Raw genomic sequence first — 20,034 nt, 5'->3', positions numbered from 1 at the left:
GCGTCGAATGAGGGATTCTGGAAAGTGATCCGGGAAATTACTGGCGAAGAGTACGCCAGCCCGGCTCAGTATCGCCAGCGTTTCATTCTGTCAGCGCTCAAAGAAAGAGGTTTTTTCAATGGTAGCTAAGTCAATCGTCGACATTGACGTAAATGACGACAAATTTGTCGCGTTTATGGAAAGGTTCCGCGAGTACCAGAGCGCGCTGGATGATTTACCGGAAGCCTGGCGGGTAGCCGCTGTAGGTATTAGCGAAAGCAGCAAGCAGACCGAAAAGGCCAAAGGAGAGGCGAAGGGATTAGGCGCTGAGTTTAATGCTGTTTCCGAAGCCATCCTGACCATCAACAGCGGTCTTGATAGGCTGAATACCAACCTGGAAGACTCAAAGAAAAAGCAGGACGAATTCAACAAAAGCACCCGATCCGCAAAAGGCCTCCTCAGCGATGCGACGAAAGACGCAAAATCGCTGGCTGGCCATATCAAGGAAGCTACGGCCAGTCTTCTGTCGTGGGGCGGTATTGTCGGCCTGTTTACCGGCGTCCTCGGCGTTGGTGGTCTGTTTGGTATCAACCGCCTGGCGGCCACAACCGGCGCCCAGCGGTTTACCTCTCTGGGTCTCGGAACGAGCATCGGTGCGCTGGATTCCACCGCCATAAACTACCAGAAAGTGCTGGGCAATCCGGCTGGGACGCTGGGCGCTATCCGCGATAACCAGATGGACCTGTCGAAGCGCTGGACGTTTCAGGCGATGGGGATTAATAACCCAGACCTGGACCCGGCCAAACTGCTACCGCAGATGATCCGCAGCGCGCGCGACATCTTCGTGCAGAACGGCAGCACACTGCAGGGAGCACAGGCGCACGGCCTGACCAACTTCTTCACACTGGATGACCTGAACCGCTTCAAAAACATGAGCGATGAGGAGATCACCGCCATGGAGAAGCGCGCGCAGCAGGATTCACGAATGCTGCAAATAAGCGACCAGCAGGCGCGACAGTGGCAGGATTTTAACGTTCAACTCGACTACAGCAGTCAGAGCATCAGAAACACGTTTGTGCGCGGCCTGGGTCCACTCACGCCGCAACTGAGCAAACTGTCTGATGCGTTGTCAGGCGCGATCGATACCGTCCTGAAATCACCTGAACTTGGGAAATGGATTGATGGGATGGCCAGCGGTGTGCAGAAGTTTGCGAACTATCTTGCCTCCCCTGAATTCTCGACAGACGTAAGCAACTTTATGTCAAAAGTTGAGAGAATGGGGGATTTAATTGGCAAGGTAATAGACTGGATAACCGGGAAAACCAGCATCACCACGGAGGGAATCTCATCTGGGTCAACGATGATAAATCCTGGCTCCCGTGTCGATCCGCAAACGGGGAAAACTTACACGCCAGGAACAGATGATGATCCGCATGTTTGGGGGTGGCTGAAAGGCGTAAAACGCTTCTTTGAAAATGGGGCAGTCAAACCTGTTGACCCGACGCCCGCCAATACCTCAGACAGAAACAGGACAATTGCTGACAGGTTTAATAATCCGGGAAATCTTCGCTGGGCTGAAGGATATGGGACTGAAAATACTCGCAGTGGGAAATTTGCAGTTTTCCCCACTCTTGATGAGGGAGTTCTCGCCGCGACGAAGCAACTTCAGATTTATGGATCGCAAGGGGTTAACACGGTTCGCGACATTGCAAAAAAATGGGCTCCATCAAGCGAGAATGACACCGAGTCCTATATCAGACATGTCGTAAAAACAACCGGGTATAACGAAAACCAGCGCCTGAATCTTAATGATCCGCAAATACTGGCAAAACTCATATCTGCAATGTCTCAGAAAGAGGGCGCTGGCAGTCGTGTGTCAGAAGGTGCTGTGATTCAGATTTATAACAATACAGGCGGGAATGCCGTTGTAACTTCAGCACAACTGGGGGCCAGGTAATGGGATTCACTCGTGAAATGTATAAGCTGGGATTTGAAATATCCCCAGTAATACTTTGCGGCGGGATAGCTCAGGCGATTCCTGGAGGTATGCTCCCAATAGTCGCCCTGACGCAAAGTACCAGTTTTGTTACGGGGCTACTTGGAGGGGCCATAAACCTTACCGACCTGGATAAATATTTCTGCCACTGGCGTCCTGCACCGGGCGCCACAATGGTTGATTACGAAATTGCCAGATACCCTTTCGCCAACCAGGTGGTTGCTGCGAACGCTTTGCTTGCTCAGCCTTTGCGCGTTTCGTTGGTAATGGAGGCTCCGGTCAATGAAAACACAGGGGCAATGACAAAACTCGTTACGATGAGTGCTTTGCAAGCTGTCCTTCAGGCGCATTCTAACTTAGGCGGCACGTTTATCGTCGCCACCCCGTCAGTTATCTATAGCAACTGCATTTTGCGAGTTGTGAGGGATATTACCTCCGGTAACGACCCCTTACCGCAGCGTTCATGGGTATGGGATTTCGAGCAGCCACTGATAACCGACAATGGCGCAGAGCAGGCTGTGAACAATTTTTTAAACAAGATTGGGGCCGGGGATATGGTAACCGATCCTTCCTGGACCAATACCGCGAATGCTCTTGGCAACACACCTCTCGGTAGCTCTGTTTCGGAAGCAATCACCGGGCTATTGGGTAAGTTGGGGGTAGGGCCATGACAACCCAGTATTATCCGTTTACCGGCAATGATCGTCAAAGCATGACATTTACACCGATCCTTGATGGCACCGTATATAACTGCCAGGTCAAATGGAACATTGCCGGACTGAGGTGGTATGTCCTAATAACAGATGGCTCTGGGAATACCATTCTTAATACCCCGCTCGTTGGCTCCGTGCTTAACGGTGGAATAAATATTATCTCCGGAGTGTTTAATTCGTCCTCCATGTACTGGCGCGAACAGAATGGACAGATTGAGGTAAACAGCTCATGAGATATTATGATATTGAGATAACCATCCCCGCTGAAGGTGCTTCTCCGGAAAGAACGATAAAATACAGTAGCCATAAGAACGGAGTTTACAACCCAGGCGCCCTGATGATTGAGTTTGATATCCTCAGGTACGGCGAATCGACTCCCCAGGGGGAAACTCACCTGACCATCTGGGGTATTGGCCCAAAAGAAATGCAGCAGGCCCGCCAGAATTTCTTTGGCAAAAAAATTAAAATATTCCTTGGGATGAAAGATGGGCTGCCATTGGCTGGAAAAGTTACCGCGCCAAAACTGGTATTGGATGGCGTGATAAATCAGGTCTTTGGTAACTGGCAGGGAATTGAGTTACGACTTGACTTCATAATCGTGGTCGGCCCTGTCCAGAACGTGCAAAATAACAAACCAGTACCCCTCCCTTTAACCTTTGACTGGAAGGAGGGGCAGAAGCTTTCTGTAGCCCTCACGCAGTGTTTTATGAACATCAGAGGGTATACGTTTAATATCAACATAAGCGACCGGCTAATCCTTAATCATTACCGGGGGCTGTTTTGTGATGACATTGTCACCCTGGCCAAGGACCTAAATGCTTTTTCACGTTCCAGAATTCGCGATGGTGGATACTCTGGAGTAGAGATCGCAATAGTGAATGGTAATGAGATCCGGGTATGGGATAACGATTACGATAACCACCCGGATAAGACTTCTGTTTCCAGCGCAGTAGCCAGAAGCAACAGCCCTACCCAAATAGATTTCAAGGATTTAATAGGGCAGCCAACATGGGTGGCATTTAACACAATCAGCATGGCGTGCGTAATGCGCGGTGATATTCAGGTTGGTGATCACATCCTGATGCCTAAAAAAAGCACTCCGCTGATACAGGCCTCTTCTTACTCTCAATATCGAGAAGACTCTGCCTTTACTGGCGACTTTATTGTGAACTCCGTTCGCCTGTTAGGAAATAGCAGGCAACCAACGGCAGAAGCATGGGTAACAATTGTTGAGGCTTCCCCTTTCATTAAGGCAGGTAATGCATGAGCATCGACAATAAGCTTAATTTTGCCTCAAGCATGAACAGGTTTACTGAAAGAAAGATTGAAAATGCGTTTCAAAAATCAGGGAAAGTTCTTCCGGCGAGTGTGGTTAAGCAAACAGGGAATATGATCACCGTTTCCTTTGAGCTAAGGGATATCCCATATGTTTTGCCGCAAGTGACTATCCCCTTATTTGGCCCTCAATATATTCGTTACCCTATGCAACCGGGAGACAAGGGGATTGTTATCCCCGCAGATACTTACATTGGCGGGGTTAGCGGCCAGGGGGGCGGCATTGCAGATATGACTCCGCCAGCAAACTTAAGCGCCCTTGTTTTCTTGCCGATCAGTAATACCGAGTGGCAGAGTGTCGACGGGCAGGTGGTTACTGTGTACGGGCCGGATGGTGTAACTCTGCGCGATAGCGAAAATAACACCACTTTTCTTCTAAAGCCTGACAGCATCGCTATTTCCACGCCTGACAGCTTTACGGTAACCGTTGGCAGCACTGTATTTTCTCTTACGGCAGGCCGCTGGAGCTTATCTGGTGATGCCGGACATCTTCAGGATTCAGTGGCCAGCACCAGCCCGGCAATTATGCTTAGAGGATGGCAGTCACTTTTAACCTGGCTAAACAGCCATGAACATTCAAACGGCAACGATGGAAATGATACCGGGGGGCCGACTTCAACCTTTAACGGGAGTATCACCGAGTGAGAACCTATGGCCGAAACTCTGATGGGAAGTGGGTCCTGGTGGAAACCGACGAAAACGGGTTTAACGACTCGGTGTATTTGACCACCCTGATCCAGAATCTGAAACTGGCGCCGCAGGAGTCGCCTTTTTACGCGAATAACGGCATCCCAGCCGCCGGGTCGGTGATCCAGCAAATCCTGCCGACGTATTACGTAAACCGCATTCAGAAACAGTTCAGTCAGTATTTTTCCTCACTACAGATTGCGCTGATCAGCGACGACCCGCCTGTTTATAACATCTCGGCAATCACAAACGCAGGTTCAAAAATAATCACACAGGTGGCCGTATGAGCGATTTACCAGTCAGCTATACGTCAGCAGGCCCGGTACCTCTGACGGCGGAAGAGCTACGAGCACAGCTAGTTTCCCAGGCTATTGCGCTATCTCCGGGACTGACAACAGAATTACCAGGCTCATTGATTGAGGATGTGGCCAGTACCGATGTCGGCGCGCTCATCGTTTGTGATCAGGCAAGGGTTGACCTGATTAACTCAGTGGGGCCGCTAAAGGCTAACCTCGCCATGCTGGAACTTCTCGCGCAGCAGGCCGGTATTCCCGCTCAGAAAAAGGCTGGCACGACAACGGTCCCGATTCAGTTTTCCGGCCCGGCGGGGTTTGTTATCCCGCAGGGGTTTATTGTTTCTGATGGGACCTATACCTATTCAGTTAGTGATGCGACGATTATCTCGTCATCTGGCGTGTCTTCCAGCGTGTCATGCGAAGGAACGGAGACCGGGACCTGGGCGGTGCCGGTGAATACGGTTAACCAGATCATTTCCAGCCTCCCGTCTGACGTCACCATCACCTGCACCAACCCGATCGCCGGCACTCCTGGTGCTGACCCGGAAACGAATTATCAGTTTCGTGATCGCGTATGGCAGGCGCAGATGGCCACAGTTCAGGGATATCCTGGATTTATCCGGCAATATCTCACCAGCCTTGATAACGTGCAGGCGCGCCTGGTTTCTGTCATTCAGGACGGGGATAAGTGGATAGTCATGTGTGCGGGCGGTGATATTTATGATATTGCTGGCGCACTCTATAAGTCAGCAGGGGATATCAGCCGGCTGAAAGGGTGTTCACTGAACGTCACGGGGATCACGAATGCAAACCCTGGTGTCGTCAGTACAGACCTGACTCATGGTTACACCGACGGACAGGTTATCAGGATCACTGGCGTAACCGGGATGACCGGCATTAATGACGTACCGCTGACTGTGACGGTATTGACACCCCACACGTTTTCCATCGGGATTGATACCACCTCCTCCGGGACATGGGGGGGCGGGGGTGAAGTGACGCCTAACGTCAGAAACAATACCGTGACGGTGAACGACTGGCCAGATAACTACGTGATCCCATTCGTGACGCCATTACTGCAGCGCGTCACAGTGACGTATCAGTGGGGGACCGAAAGTGTTAACTACCTGACTGATGCCACGGTCGCCTCTCTGGTTTCGGCGCCTACGATTCAGTATGTGAATGGCATATTCGCCGGGAAACCGCTGAACGTTAACAACCTGAAAGACGCATTTTTGCAGGCGATTAACTCCACAATCGATATGGGGCTGATCAGCACTTTAAACGTCGTAGTCACCATCAACGGTGTGATAACGCCGCCAGACGCCGGGACGAATATCATCAGCGGCGATAAGTTCAGTTATTTTTATATCGCGTCGGATGGCGTGATCGTAACAGGGGCGTAGCATGCTGGACGATATCATCCGGTCGTATATGTATACGCAATACAACGACGATGACAATCTGCGGGCGTTTTTTACTGCGTATAATTCGATGGCGCAGGGCATTTATGACTGGATGGTTAATGCCAACCTGCCGATTTTCATCGGTGAATACAACACCGGAGACCAGCTCCGATGGATTGCCCATGGCATTTATGGCGTGTTGCCGCCAGTAATTTCCAGCAGCGATCAGCATGAGATAGGGCCATACAACACCTTCGAGTTCAACCAACTGGCATTCAATGAATACCGGGTTGTTGATCAGTCAAACCAGGTGGTGGTCTCCGATGACCTCTTTAAGCGGATCATGACCTGGAATTTTTATAAAGGTGATGGCTTCTATTTCTCCATCCCATGGATAAAGCGGAGAATTCTGCGGTTCCTGCTGGGGGGCAATGGTACTGATATCCTCAATGACCAGCGCTGGAGTATCTCGATCCAGTTTGTGGATGGCGGCATCGTGATTTCCATCTATAAAGGGCGCCGACAGTTCACGCGGAGCGCCATCTACAACGCATCGGCCTATAACTCCAGAAAGTACAACCAGAAGGATACAGCCTTTGTGATTACCGAGGATTTCGAGTTCGCCATTTTCTTCAAACAGGCCATGGATAGTGGGTTGCTCCACATGCCATTTTATCAGAGCATAACAGTTGATATTATTGATTGATAAAAAAATCATGGAAGGATATTGTAACCATAACTGTTATATTTAGAGATGGTAAAATGAAACGCAAAATTTTGACTATTGTTTTATTGTTTATTGTATCGCCATTAGCTATTTCAGAAGATTTGGTTCCTGGTCTAACCCAGGAGCAGTCATCAGAGATGAAGGCTATAATAAACAAGATAAATCAGAAGGGGCTAAAGCCAACCGATTCAAACATATATAATATATGTTATGCCTCATCTCTTATCATGATTAATGCAGCTAAAGACGCGGCATCAGGAACGTATGATGGTGATAGAGGGATAGGTGAAATTCTTCTCATTCCTCATGATGAATATAGAGACATGGTTAAAGAATTGATTAAAAGTGACGCGGTATTTGGTATAAACGAAAATCCTGACAACTTTGACAGAAACTTTCAAATGAAATGCAGGGCAAGTCCTGACATCTACATTAAAAAATACAAGAAAATATTTAGGCGTGAATTGAATGAATCTGATAAAAATAATCAGTGGTAATATTTAATTAAATCTTCCAAATAATTAATCAAACAACCCGCTTCGGCGGGTTTTTTTATGCCTATATCCCGGAGGAGACATGGCACTGACCCTTTTGGCTACAAACAACGCAGAAAGCACGCTGGCTTCTGCTATCAGCGCAACCGACACGTCGCTGATCGTTAGCGCTGGAACTGGTGCCGAGTTCCCAAGCGTCGAGGAAGGTGTCAGCTATTTTAAGTTGACCATCATTGACGCAGCCACTGGTTCACAAGTTGAAATTGTGAACGTTACAGCAAAAACAGGCGATATCTTCACGATTGAGCGTGCGCAGGAAGGTACGCTGGCGCGAGCATGGGCAGCCAATGACTTCGCGGCAAACATGATGACCGCTGACACGCTGAATGTGATCGCTCAGTACACGCAGCAGGCTGGAGAGTCTGCGTCGCAGGCTGCCGAATATGCAGATAATGCTTCTGAATACGCGCAGAATAAGTTCACGTTCTATAAGACAGCAACTGATCCGGACGGCACAATTGCTGGTATGGCGGCTACTACTGACGGTCAGTCTTTCTGGGTGGCTCAGGGTCCCGACGCTCTGTCTGCTGCATGGCAGTACCAAAACAAAGCAGGTGTGCCAGTACTTCAGGCCAAACAGCCAGGAACGGCGGCGGTAACAGGGACTATTCGCGAGTTTCCTACTCTGGCGGCGGCACAGGCTGATGCAGATGCTGGAAATATTCCGACTGGGGCAACTGCGTATTACCGCAGCTCAGATGGTGGAGCGCTGGCTATTGAGGTCATCAATACTGCCGGGACACTGGAGCCAACTGGCAGGGTAATGCCGTCACAGGAGGCCATAAACGCAGTTTTCGATTTCATCAGTCGGTTTATTGTGAGCGGCGACGTCGGTAACAACTATTTCCCGTTTTTCACTGATGGAGCTGATAACGTTCCGGTCTGGTGGGATGATGGTTTTGCAGTATCACGACTTTCATTAGCTCTATACCAGATGATTTATGATGACGTTCATTCTAGGCTGGGTGATGCACTAAATTCTCAGGTAGATGATGTATCAAACGCTTTCTTTCCTCTGTTTATTGATGCCAATAATAACGTTCCGGTTTGGTGGGATAGTGGATTCGATGTATCCATTATTTCCGAAAGTTTTAAAACAAAAATATGGAACTATATTAACTCCATTATTTCCCCCGCCCTTAATAAAGCGGTCCCGCTTGTATCGGCGGGATTCGTTCCGGGCATGACGGATGGTAGTGATAACGTTCTGTTCTGGTTTCAGGATGGAAAGTTTGATGCTTACGGGGTCGGACCAAACATCAGCGCGTCACTTGCCAGCGCATACCAGCGCCGCATGTATACCGCCTATTACAACATGCCTTTGCATACCGACAGTCGCACGCTGTGGCGCTGGAAAGCCAAAAAGGCGCAACTCAAAGCCGGGATGGCTACGCAGCCTAATTTTCTTCTCACGGGTGACAGTTGGACGCAGAATAATGAACTTGCGACCGCAATCGCTGGCGTCCTGAGTGCTGAATATGGTGACGCTGGTTTAGGCTGGCGCACTGTGAACTATGGTGCGTCCCGCGATGGTTCAAATATCTTTCGCTCTGCCGGCTGGGATTTATATGACGCTTCGCCGACGAGTGGAGCTCCGCTTTATGGCTGCGGTATTGACGGCCAGTCCATCAACACCACGACGAACACGGCCTATTTCAACGTAACGAACGTGCGCTGTACTGATTGCCGTATTTACTATCAGGACCTGAATGGCACCTTTCAGTACGGCTACGACGTTGGCGGGGTGACACAGTGGACCACTGTTGTGTGTGGAAATACAGGCACGACGAAATCTGTGTTACTGACAGGTATGACGGATGAGGTCAGGACGATTTATACCAAGACTGACGGGAATACCGGGCGCGTGGCCATACATGGATTTTACTTCTGGCGCTCTGGCGTTGCAGGATGCGTGATGAGTAAGGCAGGTAATGCCGGGATTCTCGCCGATCAGTTTTTGCTGTTCTCCGACAAAATCTCGGAATACCTCAGCACCATTCAGCCTGACGTGATCGCTATAGTCATTGGTAACAACGACTACCGCATTTCAACCGGAACCCAGACATTTCGCACTGCACTGCAAACCTATATGGCCGCATGTCGCGCTGTACTGCCTGACGTGGGTTTCATCCTCATGGCTCCCCCGAGAACCAACGGCACCGCGGTAACACCGCTCGTTGCTTTCCGTGACGTAATGTACGACCTATCTCAGACGCTGAACTGTGAGTTTTTCAGTATTTATGACCTGTTCGACACCTGGACGGAAATGAACGGGCTTGGCTGCTTCATTGATAACCTGCACCCGAGCACCGTTGGCGGAAACATGATCGCTTCATCCCTTAATAACGCGCTGATTAAAGGCTAAAAAATATGAGCACAATTTATATTCCAAAACTGGGCGACATTGTTATTCCAGGAAGCCACCCCAAAAAGGGGCATTTTATGCTGCCCGATTTGCCTGTCACTACCGGACTGAAAGGTATGCATGTCCAGGGCGGCAATGCCGCGCTGAGCATCAGGAATCTGGCTGACAGCTCCACTCCGCTGACCATGGTAGGCACACCGACAATTTCCCCGACCTTTGGCGCTGTGTGTAATTTCAGTAACTGTTTCGATACAGGCAGGGTGTCTACCAGGAACCAGACCCATATCGTGATCTGTAAGCCGGTAAAACCGACGGCGGCCACCGAAACGCAGCAAGCGTTCATGATGGGTAACTACAATTACTCGGGATCACCGATTGTATACCGCGGTGATGGCCTTGCATTTATGTATACGGCCACTGCACCAAATACCATCTATGGCGCATTTGTTGAAGATAACAACGCCACGCCGACCAATATGATTAATAACTTCACGACCAATTATGATGTGACGAAATGGGCGGCCTTTGTATCACTGATTGACGGCGATAATAACATTGCCCGAATCGGCGGTCGGCAAGGGGGTGCTCTTGCATGGCAGGGGTCAAGAGCGCTGACTAACAGGACGGCTTACACGGGGAGAACTATCAGGATTGGTTCGCATCATGCCAGTGCGGCATATCCAGCCGGTGCGGATATCACCATGGGTATGGAACTGATTTTTGAAGCTGCCCTGTCACAGGCTGAGGTGGCATCTGTTATCGACAGTATCAGCACATACCTTAATGCAGCATGGGGCATTACAGATTTAGGATAAACCAGTAATAGTAATCACTTACGGCTATCGTGAAAATTGATAGCCGAACACTCACTTGATCAGATTCCAAATTAAAACTACTGTATGTAAAAACAGTATTATTGAGAGGTTCAGATCATGCCACGCACAGCAGACGTTGAGGCCGCCTGGTTTCGGTCAATTGTTATTGAGCCAAACGGGCGGCGCACAGTCACGACGTTCCGGGACGTGTCTACTGAGGAAGGCGATAACCGCACTTTCCAGTTGTTTAATCCGAACGGAGGGCTGTGATATGGGCTTTCCTTCTCCAGCAACTGACTATGTCGAACGCCGGATCAGTATAACCAGTCTGTGCAACCTTGGTGCCAATACGCTCGCAATCGAAACCAGCGAGGGCTATGCGGTCATTGACGTGTCTCGCAGGCCTCAGCAGGGCGACACAGTGCTGATTAGCTATGACGGCCGCACTGAGTTCGCAAAACTGATGGGAATGGCGTTAATCACGACTGACGGGGAGGCGATCGAGGGAGAGGCACTTGATGACGTTGAAGTTGGCGGCGTGGTTACGCATACGATCATTGATCTGCAAAGAGATGACGCCCCAGTTATCTAAATACTATCTCATATTTATTAGCCGCTTAAATTCGGCTGTTTTTTGGAGGATATATGGCTCTGAGTCTTTTAGCCAATAATAATGCGAAAAGTGTACTTTCTTCAGGAATAAGCGCCTCCGCCACCGTTATTACAGTTGGTAGCGGAGCGGGTTCTTTATTTCCTGTGCCGGTACCGGGTCAAAGCTATTTCAAATTAACAATAACTGATGCAGCGACGAAAACAATATCAGAAATTGTTCATGTTACCTCTGTAAGTGGTGATGTAATGACTGTTATTCGCGGACAAGAAGGGACACCTGCGAGAGTATGGTCAACGAATGATATTGTTGCAAACATGATGACGGCAGGCTCCTTTTTATCGTGCTTGCAAATATCTAATAACTTGTCAGAAATATCGGATGCCGGAAGCGAATCAGTAAAAGCGGCATTGTTAAATCTTGGCTCATCTGATGGGACAATAAATGGGCGTTTGATTGACATTAAAATATTTAATGATAATGGGGTGTATGTAAAATCAGAGGGAACAAGAAAGGTAATTGTTGAGATAGTAGGGGCCGGTGGAGGTTCTAATTCCATCTCTGCTGATAGTGCATCTACTGGGGGGTCTCAACCTGGTTACAATGGCCAGTATAATAAATCAATATTTAATTCTACAGATGTTCCCGGTTCTGTGAATGTAACAATAGGGAATGGCGGCTCTCCAGGGAATGCTGGCGGACAATCTTCATTCGGTAGTCTTGTTACCGTTGCCGGGGGCTTCTCAGGGGCTACTGGAATTTCGTCTGCTGGATCGTTCATCTCCGGGAGCGCTTATCGTTACACGGGACTTGTAAACACATCGGCAGGGACTGTGCTTGCATCAAGTAACGGAGACGCCCAGTCACCACAGGTGATGCAGGTCACTGCAGGTACAGCTACCGGATTTATTGCTTATCCATCACAATTCCCGGGTGGGACGTTCGGACGCGGTGCTGATGGTCGTTATGCAGGAGCTGGAATGAATGTTGCCGGTCTTTCTGGGAATAAAGGGTGCTGCATTGTTTATGAGCTTGCCTGATCGGCGTGTCGAATTGTGATACCACTTTTGAAAGTGGCGATGAATGGGGCATGGATGGGGCATAAAATGAGGGCGAACGAGGGCGAACTTAGTAACCATGTATCCATCAAGGCCATAACCTGTTGTTTATGAATGCGCTCTTGGGCGACCTTGGATGTTAATAGAAACTACGCTCTTATATTATCAATATGTAGCAATTTTCGTGTTTAGCGTTGAAAAGATGAAGATTCTGCATAGCGCGATCTACGCAACAGGAATAGACTGGGTTTGACACTTTATGGAACATGCTAAAGGTTTTTTATGACACAACAGCCCCAAGCCAAATACCGCCACGACTACCGTGCGCCGGATTATCTGATTAGCGATATCGATTTGACCTTTGACCTGGATGCCGAGAAAACCGTGGTTACGGCTGAGAGCAAAGTCTCCCGTCACGCGGCGGCGTCCGATGCGCCGTTGCGTCTGGATGGCGAAGACCTGACGTTGGTCTCCCTGCAGGTGGATGGCCAGCCGTGGAGCAACTATAAAGAAGAAAATAACCAGCTGGCGATCGGCGGATTACCGGAACATTTCACCCTGACCATCGTCAATGAAATCAGCCCGGCGGCGAATACGGCCCTGGAAGGTCTCTATCAGTCTGGCGAAGCCCTGTGCACCCAGTGCGAGGCGGAAGGTTTCCGTCACATTACCTGGTACCTGGATCGTCCGGATGTGCTGGCCCGCTTCACAACCAAAATTATCGCCGACAAAACGAAATACCCGTTCCTGCTCTCCAACGGCAACCGCGTGGCGCAGGGCGAGCTGGATAACGGTCGTCACTGGATCCAGTGGCAGGATCCGTTCCCGAAACCGTGCTATCTCTTTGCGCTGGTGGCCGGCGACTTCGACGTATTGCGCGATACCTTCAAAACCCGTTCCGGACGTGAAGTGGCGCTGGAGCTGTTCGTTGACCGCGGCAATCTCGACCGCGCGCCGTGGGCGATGACCTCGCTGAAGAACTCGATGAAATGGGACGAAACCCGTTTTGGTCTCGAGTACGACCTCGACATCTATATGATTGTCGCCGTCGACTTCTTTAATATGGGGGCGATGGAGAACAAAGGGCTAAACGTCTTTAACTCCAAATACGTACTGGCCCGCACCGATACCGCAACCGATAAAGATTATCTCGATATTGAACGCGTCATCGGCCACGAATACTTCCATAACTGGACCGGCAACCGCGTGACCTGCCGCGACTGGTTCCAGCTGAGCCTGAAAGAAGGGCTGACCGTGTTCCGCGATCAGGAGTTCAGCTCCGATCTCGGTTCGCGCGCGGTGAACCGGATTAACAACGTGCGCACCATGCGCGGTCTGCAGTTCGCTGAGGATGCCAGCCCGATGGCCCATCCGATACGCCCGGATAGCGTTATCGAGATGAATAACTTCTATACCCTGACGGTGTATGAGAAGGGCGCCGAAGTGATCCGCATGCTCCATACGCTGCTGGGCGAAGAGAATTTCCAGAAAGGGATGCAGCTGTACTTCGAGCGCCACGACGGCAGCGCCGCCACCTGCGACGATTTTGTCCAGGCGATGGAGGATGCCTCGAACGTCGACCTGTCGCATTTCCGTCGTTGGTACAGCCAGTCCGGCACGCCGGTGGTGAGCGTCCATGACGACTACAATCCGGAAACCGAGCAGTATACGTTGACCATCAGCCAGCGTACGCCGCCGACCGCGGAACAGCCGGAGAAACAGCCGCTGCACATTCCTTTCGATATCGAACTGTATGATAACGAAGGGAAGGTGATCCCGCTGCAGAAAGGGGGCCATCCGGTGCATCACGTGCTGAATGTGACCCAGAGCGAGCAGACTTTTGTGTTCGACAACGTCTACTTCCAGCCGGTACCGGCGCTGCTGTGTGAGTTTTCCGCCCCGGTGAAGCTGGAATATAAATGGAGCGACCAGCAGCTCACCTTCCTGATGCGCCACGCGCGCAACGACTTCTCCCGCTGGGATGCCGCGCAGAGCCTGCTGGCAACCTACATCAAGCTGAACGTCAACCGCCATCAGCAGGGCCAGCCGCTGTCGCTGCCGGTTCACGTCGCCGATGCGTTCCGTGCGATTTTGCTGGATGAGAAGATCGATCCGGCGCTGGCGGCTGAAATTCTGACGTTGCCTTCCGCCAATGAAATCGCTGAGCTGTTTGCGATAATCGACCCGATCGCCATTGCGGCGGTTCGCGAAGCGTTGACCCGCACGCTTGCAAAAGAGCTGGCGGACGAGTTCCTCGCGGTTTACAACGTCAACAAGCTGGCGAGCTATCGCGTGGAACACGCCGATATCGGCAAGCGTTCACTGCGCAATACCTGCCTGCGCTATCTGGCGTTTGGTGAAGTTGCGCTGGCGGATAAGCTGGTCGTCGCCCAGTATCATCAGGCCGACAACATGACCGACGCGCTGGCTGCACTGTCGGCCGCGGTCGCCGCGCAGCTGCCTTGCCGCGATACCCTGATGCAGGAGTATGACGACAAATGGCACCAGGACGGCCTGGTCATGGATAAATGGTTTATCCTGCAGTCCACCAGCCCGGCGGACAATGTTCTTGAGACGGTTCGCGGCCTGCTGAATCACCGCTCGTTTAGCATGAGCAACCCGAACCGCGTACGCTCGCTGATTGGCGCGTTTGCCGGCAGTAACCCGGCGGCATTCCACGCCGAAGATGGCAGCGGCTATCAGTTCATGGTGGAGATGCTGACGGAACTCAACAGCCGCAACCCGCAGGTGGCGTCCCGGTTGATTGAACCGTTGATTCGACTGAAACGCTACGATGCTAAACGCCAGGCGCTGATGCGCGCGGCGCTGGAGCAGTTGAAAGGTCTGGAGAATCTCTCCGGGGATCTGTTCGAGAAAATCAGTAAGGCGCTGGCGTAACGGGGCAGGAATCCCGGATAACGGCGCGGATGCGCCTTATCCGGGCTATTCACAATCTCGGGCCGTCGCCCCGCCAGGCACCGCCCCGCCGGGGCGATCTCCGGGCTGGCTTAACCGTGGCTCAATAAGCGCGGCGCCGATTCGCTCTTACCGCGTTTCATCACTCTGTTCAGCACCTCGGCTTCCAGTTCAGCCAGTCTGGCCGATCCGGTCCGCCGCGGTCGTGGAATATCGACGGCGACATCGAGGCCAATTTTCCCTTCTTCAATCAACAGCACCCGGTCAGCCATGGCCACCGCCTCACTCACATCATGCGTCACCAGCAGTACGGTAAAACCGTATTCCTCCCACAGCGAGACGATCAGATCCTGCATCTCCAGCCGGGTTAACGCATCCAGCGCACCCAGCGGTTCATCGAGAAGCAGCAGGCGAGGACGATGAATCAGCGCGCGGGCCAGCGCAACGCGCTGTTTTTGTCCGCCGGAGAGCGCAGCCGGCCAGTCGCCGGCGCGGTTTTCCAGGCCAACGCTGGCCAGCGCCTGCAGGGCGGCATCACGCCATTGGCCCTTCAATCCAAGACCGACGTTGTCTATCACCGATTTCCACGGCAGCAGCCGCGAGTCCTGGAACATCATGCGACTGTCTTCCTGGACCTGTGCCAGCGGCGTTGAGCCGGCCAGCAGCTCGCCAGCGTTGGGTTTTTCGAGCCCGGCCAGCAGACGCAGCAGGGTACTTTTGCCGCCGCCGCTGCGCCCGACCACCGCGACAAACTGCCCGGTCGGAATATGTAAATCCAGTGCGTTAAGAATGGTATTTTCGCCGTAGCGTTTGGTCACGCCGTTAAGCAACAGCGGGATCCCTGGGTTCAGACGGGCAGTAGTCATGCGTTGGCCTCCTGAAGATGATAAGCCGGGTTCCAGCGTAGCCAGACGCGTTCCAGCAGCTGCGCGCTGAAGTCGGCCAGTTTGCCAAGAATGGCATACAGAATAATGGCGACCACCACCACATCCGTTTGTAAAAACTCCCGCGCATTCATCGCCAGGTAGCCAATACCGGCGTTAGCGGAGATGGTTTCGGCCACAATCAGCGTTAACCACATCAGCCCGAGGGCAAAGCGGATGCCGACCATTATCGAGGGCAGGGCCCCCGGCAGAATCACATGGCGGAACAGGGCGAAGCCGGACAGGCCATAACTACGCGCCATTTCCACCAGTCCGCGATCGATATTGCGAATGCCGTGCCAGGTGTTGATGTAGATTGGGAACATGGTCCCCAGCGCGACGAGGAAGATTTTGGCGCTTTCATCAATGCCGAACCATAAAATAACCAGCGGAATCAACGCCAGATGCGGGACGTTACGCAGCATCTGAATCGAGGTATCCAGCAGACGCTCTCCCCAACGCGACAATCCGCTTATCAGGCCCAGCACCAGCCCGATGGAACCGCCGATGGCGAAGCCCAGCAGAGCACGCCATGAACTGATGGCCAGGTGTTGCCACAGTTCGCCGCTGGCGGAAAGCGTCCAGAAGGCCTTGAGCACCCCCTCCGGAGAGGGGAGGATGCGGGTGGATAACCAGCCGACGGAAGAGGCGAGCTGCCAGATAATGACGGTCCCCACCGGCAGCAGCCAGGGGGCAACCCGCAGCAGCAGTTTTTGCGCAGACGTAGCCATGATGTGCTCCTTAGCTTTGTGCGACTTTGCGCGGGATAAATTCGTTGGCCACCGCCTCGCCCTGCAGGTGCAGAGGTTGCGGCTGCGGAATCGACGGGATATTGACATCCAGCAGCGGGAACAACAGTTCGCCGACGCGATAAGCTTCTTCAAGGTGCGGATAGCCGGAGAAGATAAAGCTATCGATACCCAGTGCCGCATATTCATTGATGCGTTCGGCTACGGTAGCCGCATCGCCGACCAGAGCGGTTCCCGCACCTCCGCGTGCCAGCCCGACGCCGGCCCACAGGTTAGGGCTGATTTCAAGCTTGTCGCGCCGTCCGTTGTGCAACGCGGCCATCCGCTGCTGTCCGACGGAGTCGGTTTTGGCAAAGGCGGCCTGCGCCCGGGCAATGGTGTCGTCATCCAGATGCGAGATGAGGCTTTCGGCCGCTTCCCAGGCTTCTTCATTGGTTTCCCGGACAATGACATGCAGACGAATACCGAAACGGACCGTACGACCGTGACGAGCGGCTTTTTCACGCACCTGGGCGATTTTTTCCGCCACCTGCTCCGGGGGCTCTCCCCAGGTGAGATAAAGATCGACCTGCTCGGCGGCGAGATCCTGCGCCACGTCGGACGATCCGCCAAAGTAGAGCGGCGGGCGCGGCTGCTGCAGGGGCGGAAACAGCAGCTTCGCACCGCGTACCCGCTGGTGTTTTCCATTGAAGGTCACGGTTTCGCCTTCCATCAGGCGGCGCCAGATATGAGTAAATTCAGAAGAGGCTTCGTAACGTTCGGTATGGTCGAGGAAAACCCCGTCACCGGCGAGCTCCTGCGGATCGCTGCCGGTGACCAGGTTAAACAACGCCCGACCGTTGGACAGGCGGTCGAGCGTAGCGGCCTGGCGGGCGGCGACAGTCGGAGAGGTCACGCTCGGGCGCAGGGCAACAAGAAATTTCAGGCGCTGGGTGACGGGAATCATTGAAGCGGCAACCAGCCACGCATCTTCGCAGGAGCGCCCGGTCGGGATCAGGACGCCGGTAAAACCGAGGCGGTCCGCAGTTTGCGCAATTTGCTGCAGATAGCCGTAATCCACCGGGCGGGCACCCTCTTCAGTCCCCAGGTAGCGACCATCACCGTGGGTCGGTAAAAACCAGAACATATTCAGACTCATGATTTCGCTCCTTGTGCGGTTGCGGGTTGCCAGATGCGGGTACGGATGTCGACTTTTTTCGGCACCAGTTTGTTCTCGTAGAACAGATCGGCCGTTTGCTGCTGCCGGGCGGCGGTTTCGGCACTGACGGGAGTAATGGTGGTCGGCGGCCGATGGTCCAGATAGCTGGCGATCACCGTTTCAGGGAGGCCCATCGTTTTGGCCAGCAGGGTAATACTTTGCGGACGTTGGCTCAGCGTCAGGGCATCCGCCTGGCTGAAGGTGTCGAGCACGCCGCTAATAAAGGCGCCGTTCTTTTCTGCATAGGGGCGCGAAGCCAGATAGAAAGAGCCGGTTTGTTTCAGATCGGTTCCGTCTTTGAGCACCCGGGCGCTCGCTTGTTGCAGAGCGGCTGAATAGTAGGGATCCCAGATAGCCCATGCATCAACATTGCCCTGTTGAAACGCCGCGCGGGCGTCCGCGGGGGCAAGATAAACGGGCTGAATATCGCTGAATTTTAGTCCTGCCTGCTGTAATGCCCTTAGCAGCAGGTTGTGGGAGCTGGAGCCTTTCTGAAACGCGACCTTACGGCCCTTCAGTTCAGCGACGGTTTTGATCGGGCTGTTTTCCGCGACCAGAATCACTTCCGCTTTTGGCTTCGGGGGTTCCGCGCCGACGTAAACCAGATCGGCACCGGCGGCCTGGGCGAAAATCGGTGGGATATCGCCGGTACTGCCCAGATCGATGCTGCCGACGTTTAGCGCTTCAAGCATCTGGGGACCGGCGGGAAATTCTACCCAGGTGATTTTGCTGTTCGGGTAGCGTTTCTCCAGCAGTTGATGGCTTTTAGCCAGCACCATACTGACGCTGCCTTTTTGGTAGCCGATGCGCAGCGCGTCCGGCGCGGATTGTGCCGCATGGCTCAGGGCCGATAGCGTCAGCAACCCGCTCAGCGCGAGGGTCCTGAAAAGGTTAGGCATGTTCCACCCCGCGGAGGGTCTTGAGCGCGGGAGCGCGGCTGGTCGGGCGGTGCAGCGCCTGCCAGAAGGTCTCCAGCGCCAGGTCGAGGCGTCCCTGCAGATTAGGCGTAAACTGCGGCTTATGTTGATAGTCGGTGACCTGGCTATCGTCGGCGAATACTCCGTGCAGAATCTCCTGCGCTTTCAGGGCGTTGAGCACCGGTTTCAGCGCATAATCCACCGCCAGCATGTGGGCGATCGTGCCGCCGGTGGCCAGCGGCAGGACGATTTTCCCCTCCAGCGCCCGTTCCGGGAGCAGGTCGAGCAGCGTCTTCAGCGCGCCGGAAAAAGAGGCCTTATAGACCGGGGTAGCGATGATAAGCCCATCGGCGCCTGCCAGCTGTTCATTCAGCGTATGTAATGCCGGGTTATCGAAGCGAGCATACAGCAGGTCTTCCGGAGCAAAATTTTGCAAATGCCAGTGGCAGACTTCAACATCTGCCGCGGAGAGCGTCTCTCTGGCATATTCCAGAAGCGCGCTGGAACGGGAAGGGTAACGCGGACTGCCCGCAAGTGTAATGACACGCATCTTCTCTCTCCTTATAACCAAATGTTTGCATTTATCTATAATTGATAACATTTGCTGGCAGTGTGACAGAGCCGATTTATTTCCCTAAATGATTTTTCCACCCTTGTTTTGTCAGAAATTGCATAACGCGGGGGCGAAAAGTAAACGTTTGCGTTGGATGCGAGATTTTTTGTCGTAGGTCAATTCCCTTTCAGGCGTCAATCGAACATAATACGCCCCCGGTTTGCACACCGGGAATCC

General features: G+C 52.7%; 19 protein-coding genes. 14 read left to right on the top strand and 5 right to left on the bottom strand.

Annotated elements, in window-relative coordinates; genetic code table 11:
• Positions 1–118: 118 nt before the first annotated feature.
• The 14 genes from GRPL_RS04920 to pepN all read left to right on the top strand — a co-directional run bounded on the left by GRPL_RS04920 (position 119) and on the right by pepN (position 15,439).
• A complete protein-coding gene (locus GRPL_RS04920) occupies positions 119–1,936 on the top strand; it encodes a hypothetical protein (protein ID WP_032700376.1) in 1,818 nt (605 codons plus the stop codon).
• On the top strand, positions 1,936–2,646 hold the full coding sequence (locus GRPL_RS04925) for a hypothetical protein (RefSeq protein ID WP_032700375.1): 711 nt from the start codon (positions 1,936–1,938) through the stop codon (positions 2,644–2,646). The genes GRPL_RS04920 and GRPL_RS04925 overlap by 1 nt, the downstream gene beginning before the upstream one ends.
• Entirely contained in the window at positions 2,643–2,921 is a 279-nt protein-coding gene (locus GRPL_RS28335; protein ID WP_072010698.1) for a hypothetical protein, read from the top strand. The genes GRPL_RS04925 and GRPL_RS28335 overlap by 4 nt, the downstream gene beginning before the upstream one ends.
• Positions 2,918–3,955: a hypothetical protein gene (locus GRPL_RS04930; RefSeq protein ID WP_032700374.1), complete on the top strand. Its 1,038-nt coding sequence runs from the start codon at positions 2,918–2,920 to the stop codon at positions 3,953–3,955. Before GRPL_RS28335 ends, GRPL_RS04930 begins: the two co-directional genes overlap by 4 nt.
• Positions 3,952–4,668, top strand: coding sequence for a hypothetical protein (locus tag GRPL_RS04935; RefSeq protein ID WP_032700373.1), 717 nt, complete (start codon positions 3,952–3,954; stop codon positions 4,666–4,668). Before GRPL_RS04930 ends, GRPL_RS04935 begins: the two co-directional genes overlap by 4 nt.
• Entirely contained in the window at positions 4,665–4,997 is a 333-nt protein-coding gene (locus tag GRPL_RS04940; protein ID WP_032700372.1) for a hypothetical protein, read from the top strand. The genes GRPL_RS04935 and GRPL_RS04940 overlap by 4 nt, the downstream gene beginning before the upstream one ends.
• Positions 4,994–6,412 (top strand): ubiquitin-activating E1 FCCH domain-containing protein, encoded by a 1,419-nt coding sequence (locus GRPL_RS04945; protein ID WP_032700371.1) that lies wholly within the window; start codon positions 4,994–4,996, stop codon positions 6,410–6,412. Before GRPL_RS04940 ends, GRPL_RS04945 begins: the two co-directional genes overlap by 4 nt.
• A gap of 1 nt (position 6,413) precedes the next feature.
• The gene (locus GRPL_RS04950) at positions 6,414–7,118 is read left to right on the top strand and encodes a hypothetical protein (RefSeq protein WP_032700370.1); all 705 of its coding nucleotides are present in this window, start codon (positions 6,414–6,416) and stop codon (positions 7,116–7,118) included.
• A gap of 56 nt (positions 7,119–7,174) precedes the next feature.
• Positions 7,175–7,636 (top strand): hypothetical protein, encoded by a 462-nt coding sequence (locus GRPL_RS04955; protein ID WP_032700369.1) that lies wholly within the window; start codon positions 7,175–7,177, stop codon positions 7,634–7,636.
• Between the two features lie 79 nt (positions 7,637–7,715).
• Entirely contained in the window at positions 7,716–10,058 is a 2,343-nt protein-coding gene (locus GRPL_RS0125935) for an SGNH/GDSL hydrolase family protein (protein ID WP_434799913.1), read from the top strand.
• 5 nt (positions 10,059–10,063) lie between these two features.
• Entirely contained in the window at positions 10,064–10,873 is an 810-nt protein-coding gene (locus GRPL_RS04960; RefSeq protein WP_032700368.1) for a hypothetical protein, read from the top strand.
• Positions 10,874–11,144: 271 nt separating this feature from the next.
• Entirely contained in the window at positions 11,145–11,465 is a 321-nt protein-coding gene (locus GRPL_RS0125930) for a S24/S26 family peptidase (RefSeq protein WP_032700367.1), read from the top strand.
• Positions 11,466–11,518: 53 nt separating this feature from the next.
• Entirely contained in the window at positions 11,519–12,523 is a 1,005-nt protein-coding gene (locus tag GRPL_RS27890; RefSeq protein WP_155274643.1) for a hypothetical protein, read from the top strand.
• A 300-nt stretch (positions 12,524–12,823) separates the two neighbouring features.
• Positions 12,824–15,439, top strand: a complete 2,616-nt coding sequence (gene pepN / locus GRPL_RS04965) for an aminopeptidase N (RefSeq protein WP_032700366.1) — start codon at positions 12,824–12,826, stop codon at positions 15,437–15,439.
• Positions 15,440–15,549: 110 nt separating this feature from the next.
• On the opposite strand, the gene ssuB is transcribed toward pepN, so the two are convergent.
• Genes ssuB through ssuE form a run of 5 tightly spaced genes read right to left on the bottom strand, consistent with a single transcriptional unit; the run spans position 15,550 to position 19,794 of the window.
• The gene (ssuB, locus tag GRPL_RS04970) at positions 15,550–16,323 is read right to left on the bottom strand and encodes an aliphatic sulfonates ABC transporter ATP-binding protein (protein ID WP_032688507.1); all 774 of its coding nucleotides are present in this window, start codon (positions 16,321–16,323) and stop codon (positions 15,550–15,552) included.
• The gene (gene ssuC / locus GRPL_RS04975) at positions 16,320–17,111 is read right to left on the bottom strand and encodes an aliphatic sulfonate ABC transporter permease SsuC (protein ID WP_004860122.1); all 792 of its coding nucleotides are present in this window, start codon (positions 17,109–17,111) and stop codon (positions 16,320–16,322) included. The genes ssuB and ssuC overlap by 4 nt, the downstream gene beginning before the upstream one ends.
• Positions 17,112–17,121: 10 nt before the next feature.
• Complete coding sequence (gene ssuD / locus GRPL_RS04980; protein ID WP_032700365.1) at positions 17,122–18,267, bottom strand: FMNH2-dependent alkanesulfonate monooxygenase; 1,146 nt, start codon at positions 18,265–18,267, stop codon at positions 17,122–17,124.
• Positions 18,264–19,226, bottom strand: coding sequence for a sulfonate ABC transporter substrate-binding protein (locus GRPL_RS04985; protein ID WP_032688505.1), 963 nt, complete (start codon positions 19,224–19,226; stop codon positions 18,264–18,266). The genes ssuD and GRPL_RS04985 overlap by 4 nt, the downstream gene beginning before the upstream one ends.
• Positions 19,219–19,794, bottom strand: coding sequence for an NADPH-dependent FMN reductase (ssuE, locus tag GRPL_RS04990; protein WP_004860128.1), 576 nt, complete (start codon positions 19,792–19,794; stop codon positions 19,219–19,221). Before ssuE ends, GRPL_RS04985 begins: the two co-directional genes overlap by 8 nt.
• Between the last annotated feature and the right edge of the window lie 240 nt (positions 19,795–20,034).

The sequence above is a fragment of the Klebsiella planticola ATCC 33531 genome (genome assembly GCF_000735435.1).
GTDB lineage: Bacteria > Pseudomonadota > Gammaproteobacteria > Enterobacterales > Enterobacteriaceae > Klebsiella > Klebsiella planticola.
Note: the sequence above shows the minus strand (reverse complement) of the source record. Positions and strands in the feature narration are given on the sequence as shown.

Coding starts and splice junctions, on each gene's coding strand:
- ssuD (WP_032700365.1), bottom strand. CDS start 18,267: ATGAGTCTGAATATGTTCTGGTTTTTACCGACCCACGGTGATGGTCGC.
- GRPL_RS04960 (WP_032700368.1), top strand. CDS start 10,064: ATGAGCACAATTTATATTCCAAAACTGGGCGACATTGTTATTCCAGGA.
- GRPL_RS04945 (WP_032700371.1), top strand. CDS start 4,994: ATGAGCGATTTACCAGTCAGCTATACGTCAGCAGGCCCGGTACCTCTG.
- GRPL_RS0125935 (WP_434799913.1), top strand. CDS start 7,716: ATGGCACTGACCCTTTTGGCTACAAACAACGCAGAAAGCACGCTGGCT.
- GRPL_RS04935 (WP_032700373.1), top strand. CDS start 3,952: ATGAGCATCGACAATAAGCTTAATTTTGCCTCAAGCATGAACAGGTTT.
- ssuE (WP_004860128.1), bottom strand. CDS start 19,794: ATGCGTGTCATTACACTTGCGGGCAGTCCGCGTTACCCTTCCCGTTCC.
- GRPL_RS27890 (WP_155274643.1), top strand. CDS start 11,519: ATGGCTCTGAGTCTTTTAGCCAATAATAATGCGAAAAGTGTACTTTCT.
- GRPL_RS04925 (WP_032700375.1), top strand. CDS start 1,936: ATGGGATTCACTCGTGAAATGTATAAGCTGGGATTTGAAATATCCCCA.
- GRPL_RS04955 (WP_032700369.1), top strand. CDS start 7,175: ATGAAACGCAAAATTTTGACTATTGTTTTATTGTTTATTGTATCGCCA.
- GRPL_RS04930 (WP_032700374.1), top strand. CDS start 2,918: ATGAGATATTATGATATTGAGATAACCATCCCCGCTGAAGGTGCTTCT.
- GRPL_RS04950 (WP_032700370.1), top strand. CDS start 6,414: ATGCTGGACGATATCATCCGGTCGTATATGTATACGCAATACAACGAC.
- GRPL_RS28335 (WP_072010698.1), top strand. CDS start 2,643: ATGACAACCCAGTATTATCCGTTTACCGGCAATGATCGTCAAAGCATG.
- ssuC (WP_004860122.1), bottom strand. CDS start 17,111: ATGGCTACGTCTGCGCAAAAACTGCTGCTGCGGGTTGCCCCCTGGCTG.
- GRPL_RS04985 (WP_032688505.1), bottom strand. CDS start 19,226: ATGCCTAACCTTTTCAGGACCCTCGCGCTGAGCGGGTTGCTGACGCTA.
- GRPL_RS0125930 (WP_032700367.1), top strand. CDS start 11,145: ATGGGCTTTCCTTCTCCAGCAACTGACTATGTCGAACGCCGGATCAGT.
- GRPL_RS04920 (WP_032700376.1), top strand. CDS start 119: ATGGTAGCTAAGTCAATCGTCGACATTGACGTAAATGACGACAAATTT.
- ssuB (WP_032688507.1), bottom strand. CDS start 16,323: ATGACTACTGCCCGTCTGAACCCAGGGATCCCGCTGTTGCTTAACGGC.
- pepN (WP_032700366.1), top strand. CDS start 12,824: ATGACACAACAGCCCCAAGCCAAATACCGCCACGACTACCGTGCGCCG.